This window comes from Cellulosimicrobium sp. CpK407, assembly GCF_051844275.1.
In the GTDB taxonomy this organism is placed as follows: domain Bacteria; phylum Actinomycetota; class Actinomycetes; order Actinomycetales; family Cellulomonadaceae; genus Cellulosimicrobium; species Cellulosimicrobium cellulans_G.
Genome location: NZ_JBGNYC010000040.1, coordinates 37,587 through 43,747 on the forward strand (window position 1 = coordinate 37,587; position 6,161 = coordinate 43,747).

Annotated in this window: 4 protein-coding genes; 1 reads left to right on the forward strand and 3 read right to left on the reverse strand. The window is 72.6% G+C overall.

Annotation, left to right across the window (positions count from 1 at the left end):
• Positions 1-35: 35 nt before the first annotated feature.
• The gene (gene rpsA, locus ABWU78_RS15810) at positions 36-1,517 is read right to left on the reverse strand and encodes a 30S ribosomal protein S1 (RefSeq protein WP_253049691.1); all 1,482 of its coding nucleotides are present in this window, start codon (positions 1,515-1,517) and stop codon (positions 36-38) included.
• A 212-nt stretch (positions 1,518-1,729) separates the two neighbouring features.
• Positions 1,730-2,755, reverse strand: a complete 1,026-nt coding sequence (locus tag ABWU78_RS15815) for a 6-phosphofructokinase (RefSeq protein ID WP_253049693.1) — start codon at positions 2,753-2,755, stop codon at positions 1,730-1,732.
• Between the two features lie 228 nt (positions 2,756-2,983).
• On the opposite strand from ABWU78_RS15815, the gene ABWU78_RS15820 reads away from it, so the two are divergent.
• The gene (locus ABWU78_RS15820; RefSeq protein ID WP_439158911.1) at positions 2,984-3,844 is read left to right on the forward strand and encodes a class I SAM-dependent methyltransferase; all 861 of its coding nucleotides are present in this window, start codon (positions 2,984-2,986) and stop codon (positions 3,842-3,844) included.
• 10 nt (positions 3,845-3,854) lie between these two features.
• On the opposite strand, the gene polA is transcribed toward ABWU78_RS15820, so the two are convergent.
• Positions 3,855-6,161, reverse strand: a 2,307-nt coding sequence (gene polA, locus ABWU78_RS15825; RefSeq protein ID WP_439158912.1) for a DNA polymerase I, incomplete at its 5' end; no start/stop codon positions are given.

The window sequence follows — 6,161 nt, forward strand, 5'->3', positions numbered from 1 at the left end:
TCAGCGTGGCGTCCCGCGCGGGGCCGCCGGCCGGGTCAGTTGCCCGTGAGCTTCTCGCGGAGCGCGGCGAGCGCCTCGTCCGACGCGAGCGTGCCCGTGGCCTCGGCGGCCGGGGCCGACGAGTAGGACGTGCTGCTCGAGGACGACGAGCTCGAGGAGCCCGAGTCGCCCGACGCGGCGTCGAAGTCGGCCTTGACGGCCTCGGCGACCTGCTTGCGGTGCGCCTCCCAGCGCTCGTGCGCCTTCGCGTACTCCGCCTCCCAGGCCTCGCGCTGCGCCTCGAAGCCCTCGAGCCACTCGTTGGTCTCCGGGTCGAAGCCCTCGGGGTACTTGTAGTTCCCCTGCTCGTCGTACTCGGCGGCCATGCCGTAGAGCGCGGGGTCGAAGTCGTCCGACTCCGGGTCCACGCCCTCGTTGGCCTGCTTGAGCGACAGCGAGATGCGACGGCGCTCGAGGTCGATGTCGATGACCTTGACGAAGACCTCGTCGCCGACGTTGACGACCTGCTCCGGCAGCTCGACGTGGCGCACGGCCAGCTCCGAGATGTGCACGAGGCCCTCGATGCCGTCCTCGACGCGCACGAACGCACCGAACGGGACGAGCTTGGTGACCTTGCCCGGGACGACCTGACCGATCGCGTGGGTCCGGGCGAACGTCTGCCACGGGTCCTCCTGCGTCGCCTTCAGCGACAGCGAGACGCGCTCGCGGTCGAAGTCGACGTCCAGGACCTCGACCGTGACCTCCTGGCCGACCTCGACGACCTCGGACGGGTGGTCGATGTGCTTCCAGGACAGCTCGGAGACGTGCACGAGGCCGTCGACGCCGCCGAGGTCCACGAACGCACCGAAGTTGACGATCGAGGAGACGACACCGGGGCGCACCTGGCCCTTCTGCAGCGTCTGCAGGAAGGTGGAGCGGACCTCGGACTGCGTCTGCTCGAGCCAGGCGCGGCGCGAGAGGACGACGTTGTTGCGGTTCTTGTCGAGCTCGATGATCTTCGCCTCGATCTCCTTGCCGACGTACGGCTGGAGGTCGCGGACGCGACGCATCTCCACCAGGGAGGCCGGGAGGAAGCCACGGAGGCCGATGTCGAGGATGAGACCACCCTTGACGACCTCGATGACGGTGCCGGTGACGACGCCGTCCTCCTCCTTGATCTTCTCGATCGTGCCCCAGGCGCGCTCGTACTGGGCGCGCTTCTTGGACAGGATCAGACGGCCTTCCTTGTCCTCCTTCTGGAGGACGAGGGCCTCGACCGCGTCGCCGACGTTGACGACCTCACCGGGGTCCACGTCGTGCTTGATGGACAGCTCGCGGGAGGGGATGACGCCCTCGGTCTTGTAGCCGATGTCGAGGAGGACCTCGTCGCGGTCCACCTTGACGATCGTGCCTTCGACGATGTCGCCGTCGTTGAAGTACTTGATGGTCGCGTCAACGGCGGCGAGGAAGTCCTCCTCGGTGCCGATGTCGTTGACGGCAACCTGGGGTGCGGACTTCGCGGGGGTAGAGATGGTCATTGAGTTCGATGCTCCGATGCGGACAGGTGTAGTCGAGCGGGTAGGGTTCTCGGCGCGCCGCTGCCGCTGACCCGGTGACGTCATGGTGGGCGTCGTGGTCCGGGACGAAGGCAGGCGCAACGCACCGCCGTCCACCTTATCCGGGTGTCACCCCGGCGGTCAACGCGACGCCGGTGCGCGGCACCGCCCCCGCCCGGTCGCACCCGGGGCGCTCACGCGAGCACGCGCGCGACGCGCAGCAGCTCCTCCGGGACACGCTTGGGCCGGCCCGCGACCTCGGCCAGCGACACGAGCTCGACGCGCTCGCCCCGCAGCGCCGTCATCACGCCCGACGTCCCCGCGCTCACCGCGTCGACTGCCGCGACCCCGAACCGGCTCCCGAGGATGCGGTCGGTCGGCGTCGGCTCCCCGCCGCGCTGCACGTGCCCGAGCACCGTGAGCCGCGTGTCGAACCCCGTGCGCTCCGCGATCTCCGCGCTCACGCGCTCGCCGATCGACCCCGCGACGATCTCGCCGAAGCGGCCGAGCTGCTGCGTGAACTCCATCGACGACCCCTCGCGCGGGACCGCGCCCTCCGCGACGACGACGATCGAGAAGTTCGCGTGCGCCCGGTGCCGGTGCCGCAGGAACTTCACGAGCTGGTCGATGTCGAAGGGCTCCTCGGGGGCGAGGACGACCTCGGCACCGCCCGCGATGCCCGCGTTGACCGCGATCCAGCCGGCGTGGCGGCCCATGACCTCGACCACCATGACGCGGTTGTGGCTCTCCGCCGTCGTGTGCACCCGGTCGAGGGCCTCGGTCGCGATGTTCACCGCCGTGTGGAAGCCGATCGACAGGTCCGTCCCCTCGACGTCGTTGTCGATCGTCTTGGGGATCGCGACGATCTTGACGCCCGCCTCGGCGACGCGGCTCGCCGCGTGCAGCGTGCCGTCGCCGCCGATGCAGATCAGGGCGTCGAGGTGCTCGGCCTCGACCGTCGCGAGCACGGCGTCCATGCTGCCGTCCTCCTCGCGCGGGTGGAACCGCGCGGTACCCAGCAGCGTCCCGCCGACCGGCAGCACGTTGCGGATGTCCTGGCGCCCCAGCGGGTGCACGTCGCCGTCGACCACGCCGCGCCATCCGTTGCGGAAGCCGATGATGGTGTGCCCGTACTCCCCCGTCCCCTGCTTGACCACGGCCCGGATCGCCGCGTTCAGGCCGGGGCAGTCGCCTCCGCCGGTGAGAAGTCCGATGCGCACCTGTTCCTCCGTCTCGTCGTCCCGTCGCGCGTCCTCGCGCGCGTGCCCGGCGTCGACGGAGGTGCCGACCTCCGCGGCACCGCGTCACGCTCAACCCTAGTCAACCCCGCGGCCCGGGTCACGGCCCGTCCCGGTCCTCGGGCACGCCGACGACCAAGGTCCCGCGCGTCCGGGCCGTGCGGCGCCCTGCGGTGCCCGGGGCCGGTGGTGCCCGGGACAATGGGCCGCATGAGCCAGACCCCCGCCCCCGTGCCGCCGCAGGTCCCGGTCCCGGACGTCGCCCCGCCCGGCCCGACGGCGGACGCCGGCTACCGGGACGTGCCCGCCGCCGAGGGTGGCCGCGCCGGGCGCGGGTGGTGGGACGCGAACGCCGCCGAGTATCTCGACGAGCACGGGGCGTTCCTCGGCGCGGCGGACTTCTGCTGGTGCCCGGAGGGACTTCGGGAGCGCGACGCGCGCCTGCTCGGCGAGGTGACCGGTCTCCGCGTCCTCGAGGTCGGGGCCGGCGCGGCACAGTGCTCGCGCTGGCTCGTCGCCCAGGGCGCGCAGGCGGTCGCCACGGACGTCTCCCGGGGCATGCTCGCCGCGGGTGCGGCGCTCGACCGGGCGACGGGGATCCGCGTGCCCGCCGTCCAGGCCGACGCGCGCCGCCTGCCGTTCGCCGACGGGAGCTTCGACGCCGCGTTCACGTCGTTCGGCGCGATCCCGTTCGTCCCCGACGCCGACGCGATCCACCGCGAGGTCGCCCGGGTGCTCCGACCGGGCGGCACCTGGACGTTCTCCGTCACGCACCCCTCCCGCTGGGCGTTCCCCGACGACCCGAGCGCGCACGGGCTGACCGCGAACCGCTCGTACTTCGACCGCCGTCCCTACGTCGAGACGGACGCCGCCGGCCGTGTCGTCTACGCCGAGTACCACCGCACGCTGGGCGACCACGTGCGCGAGGTGGTCGCCGGCGGGCTGGAGCTGCGCGACGTCGTCGAGCCCGAGTGGCCCGCCGACAACACCGAGGTGTGGGGCGGCTGGGGCCCGGTGCGCGGTGCCTACCTGCCCGGGACGGCGATCTTCCGCACGCGCCTCCCGGGCTGACCCGGCCGGGTCAGTGACCCGCCTCGTGCCACGTCGCGCCGACACCGACCGAGACGTCGAGCGGCACGTCGAGGTCCGCCGCCGCGCCCATCTGCGTGCGCAGCACCTCCTCGACGGCGTCGCGCTCGCCCGGGGCGACCTCGACCACGAGCTCGTCGTGCACCTGCAGGAGCAGCCGCGAGCGCAGTCCGCGCTCGTCGATCGCGCGCTGGACGCCCAGCATCGCGACCTTGATGATGTCGGCCGCGCTCCCCTGGATGGGCGCGTTGAGGGCCATGCGCTCCGCCATCTGGCGCCGCTGCCGGTTGTCGCTCGTGAGGTCGGGCAGGTATCGCCGGCGCCCGAGGATGGTCGCCGTGTACCCCGTCGCGCGCGCCTCGTCGACGACGCCCGTGAGGTAGTCGCGCACGCCGCCGAAGCGCTCGAAGTAGTCGTCCATGAGCTTCTGCGCCTCGCCCACCTCGATGGTGAGCTGCTGCGACAGCCCGAACGCCGACAACCCGTACGCCAGGCCGTAGGACATCGCCTTGATCTTCGAGCGCATCGCGGGCGTGACCTCGGCCGCCGGGACCTCGAACACGCGCGACCCGACGTAGGAGTGCAGGTCCTCGCCGGACCGGAACGCCTCGATGAGCCCCTCGTCACCCGACAGGTGCGCCATGATGCGCATCTCGATCTGGCTGTAGTCGGCCGTCATGAGCGTCTCGTAGCCCTCCCCGACGACGAACGCGCGCCGGATGCGACGGCCCGCCTCCGTCCGGATCGGGATGTTCTGGAGGTTCGGGTCGGTCGAGCTGAGGCGCCCGGTCGCCGCGATGGTCTGCTGGAACGTCGTGTGGATCCGTCCGTCGTCCGCGACGGACTTGAGCAGGCCCTCCACGGTCTGGCGCAGGCGCGAGGCGTCACGGTGCGCGAGCAGGTGCTCGAGGAACGGGTGCTGCGTCTTGACGAAGAGGTCCGCGAGCGCCGACGCGTCGGTCGTGTAGCCCGTCTTGATCTTCTTCGTCTTGGGCATCCCGAGCTGGTCGAACAGCACCTCCTGCAGCTGCTTGGGCGAGCCGAGGTTCACCTCGCGCCCGATGACGGCGTACGCCTCCGACGCGGCGGTCGCGACGAGGTCGCCGAAGTGCTGCTCGAGCTCGCGCAGGTACTCGACGTCCGCGGCGATGCCGCGCTGCTCCATGCGCGCAAGCACCTGGGAGAGCGGCAGCTCGAGGTCGGTGAGGAGCGTCGTGGCCCCGCGGTCCTCGAGCTCGCCCGCGAGGGCGTCGCCGAGCTGGGCGACGGCGAGCGCGCGGACGGCGTCGCGCTCCTGCTCGCCGTTCCCGTCGAGCGAGAGGTCGAGCGCGCCCTGGGCGTCGTTGCCCGCCTCGGTGTCGGGGCGCAGCTCGCGGTGCAGGTGGCGCACGACGAGGTCGCCGAGGTCGTAGCCGCGCTGGTCCGGATGGCACAGGTAGGCGGCGAGCTCGGTGTCGAACGTGACGCCCGCCAGGTCGTAGCCGCGCGCCGCGAGCTCGTGCCACGCGGACTTCGCGCCGTGCACGACCTTGGGCCGCGCCGGGTCCGCGAGCCACGCGGCCAGCGCCTCGTCGTCGGCCCCCGCGACGTCGGCGAGCTCGAGCGCCACGGCCGCCCCGGCGTCGTCGGACACCGCGACCGCCCAGGCGTCCCCGCCACCGGGCACCGCCTTGCCGGCCACCTCGACCCCGAGGCACCGGTCACCGTGCTCGGCGAGCCACGCGCCGAGCCCCCCGGGCAGGACGTCGGCGAGCTCGACGTCGAACCCCGCCTCGGTCTCGACCTCGCCCTCGGGCGCGATCGCGAAGAGCCGGTCGCGCAGGGCCCGGAACTCGAGCGCGTCGAGGACGCGGTGCGCGGCCTCGCGGTCCCAGGGACGCGTCACGAGGTCGTCGGGGCCGACGGGGAGCTCGAGGTCGCGCAGGAGCGCGTTGAGCCGTCGGTTGAGGCGGACCTGGTCGAGGTGCGCACGGAGGTTCTCCCCCGCCTTGCCCTTGATCTCGTCCGCGTGGTCGAGCAGGCCGTCGAGGTCGCCGTACGCCGTGATCCACTTGGCGGCCGTCTTGGGCCCGACGCCGGGGATGCCCGGCAGGTTGTCGGACGTCTCGCCCACGAGCGCGGCGAGGTCCGGGTAGCGCTCGGGCGGCACGCCGTACTTCTCGACGACGGCGGCGCTGTCCATGCGCGCGAGCTCCGAGACGCCCTTCTTCGGGTAGAGCACCGTGACGTCGGGGCCCACGAGCTGGAACGAGTCGCGGTCGCCCGAGCAGACGAGGACCTCCATCCCGGCGTCCGCGCC

What these genes read in the sequence shown, in the direction of transcription:
- rpsA (WP_253049691.1), bottom strand. Translation starts at nt 1,517, where the DNA reads ATGACCATCTCTACCCCCGCGAAGTCCGCACCCCAGGTTGCCGTCAAC.
- ABWU78_RS15820 (WP_439158911.1), top strand. Translation starts at nt 2,984, where the DNA reads ATGAGCCAGACCCCCGCCCCCGTGCCGCCGCAGGTCCCGGTCCCGGAC.